A 1,536-nucleotide genomic window follows, 5' to 3' on the forward strand; every position below is an offset into this window, starting at 1 on the left:
TTACTTAGGTATCATTTAGATTTATATTTTTATCGATAGTAATCTATTTATTTGAGCAACGATACGGGTTTACTCAAACATTTGACTGAAATCAGCATCACATACGTTTTTTACCGCAGGATGCTGAATCATTCGCTCGGCAAAAATAACGTAATACTCTTCTTTCAAATCCTCAACATGACCGATCAACTGTAAGCTGCGGTCATCTTCGATTTCTGACATGTAAACCGTCGGCGCCAAAAAGATCACATCATCACGGTATCTCGCAAAGGCTTTCATCAACGCGACGTCATCAAACTCTCCCAAGACATCAGGTTGTAATCCTTGGCGATCAAACCATTGAATGACTTTTCGCCCCATCGCCGTTCGACTTGCTGGGATCAACAGCTTTTTCTTTTCCAAAATTTCAGGGAACTTCACGTCTGGAATGTCAGAAGATGCAAAGAAACTCATGCTACTCTCGCCAAGCTTCTTACTATAAAGGCCTGGGCTTTGCGTCGAGTCCACCGGGCAATCAGAAAGAATCATATCCAACTTGTGCTGCGATAGCCGTTCTAATAACAGTTCGTGCGTCGACTCGTAACAACGTAAGTGGATACTGTTGTCTTCAGGTACGGTTGTCATCAGCACTTTACTAACTAGCCGTTTTGACAGCGCATCGGCTACACCAACTTCAAACAAAATGTTGGAGTGCTGACTGTAGTTCACAATATCAAGCATCTCATAGCTTAAACCAAACATACGATCCGCATATTTGAAGACCAATTGTCCGAGTTCTGTTGGTTCGACAGTACGGCCGTTTCGCTTGGTTAGCTTACCTTTCATCCGCTCTTCAAGCGCTTTGATTTGCCCGGTCACCGTTTGAGGAGTGAGAAAAAGCGCATCCGCGGCCTTGGTAACAGAGCCTTGCTTGCACACCATCCAGAAGTAATAAAGATGGTTGTAATTTAGATGTGACATCGGCCAATTCCAGAAAATAAGGTGATGCTTTTTATACCAAATGTGACAGAGACAGACAAGATACTCGGCAAAACCATCACTTTAACCAACTAAAATTAAGTTTTACCGAAAATACAATCTCAGTATTGTCATAAAACTTGAAGTAAAACGCACTTTTTATCGAATTCTCATCAAAAAAACCTCAGTTTATAAAACCAACAAATCCTATATTTTTCAATAAATTACAACAGGATAATCCGCTATCTTTTTGGAGCTATTAAAAAGCACAATAAAAAGTGCCCACAGAAATCAATCTGTAATATTACTGAAATATTTGTTCTCTAACATCGCCCGAAGTTTCAACTTAAGACCGAAAAACGAACTTAAAGGTCAACGGAGAAAATTATGATGAACCAAGCTACTTCAACAGCAGCGCCTATCTCGAGCACGACTCGTTGGTTACGCTGGGCTAACTTGGCATTCATGCTGTATCTGCTTCTTCTAGCAGTATCTATGGTTGGTAGCGGTTTCAAATGGGCAACTGGCGACCAAGCAAAAGTATTGTTTGAGTTTGCATCTCACCCTATCGCTGGTCTT

The 1,536-nt window shown here is 41.1% G+C and carries 1 protein-coding gene and 1 pseudogene; one reads left to right on the forward strand and one right to left on the reverse strand.

Annotation, left to right across the window (positions count from 1 at the left end; all coding sequences use genetic code 11):
* Window positions 1-69: 69 nt before the first annotated feature.
* Entirely contained in the window at window positions 70-960 is an 891-nt protein-coding gene (gene nhaR, locus R7070_RS24990) for a transcriptional activator NhaR (protein ID WP_005457134.1), read from the reverse strand.
* Between the two features lie 384 nt (window positions 961-1,344).
* On the opposite strand from nhaR, the pseudogene R7070_RS24995 reads away from it, so the two are divergent.
* A pseudogene (locus R7070_RS24995) lies at window positions 1,345-1,536 on the forward strand (Na/Pi cotransporter family protein); the annotation flags it as partial.

Source organism: Vibrio sp. 1557, assembly GCF_033340175.1.
GTDB classification, from domain to species: Bacteria; Pseudomonadota; Gammaproteobacteria; order Enterobacterales; family Vibrionaceae; genus Vibrio; species Vibrio alginolyticus.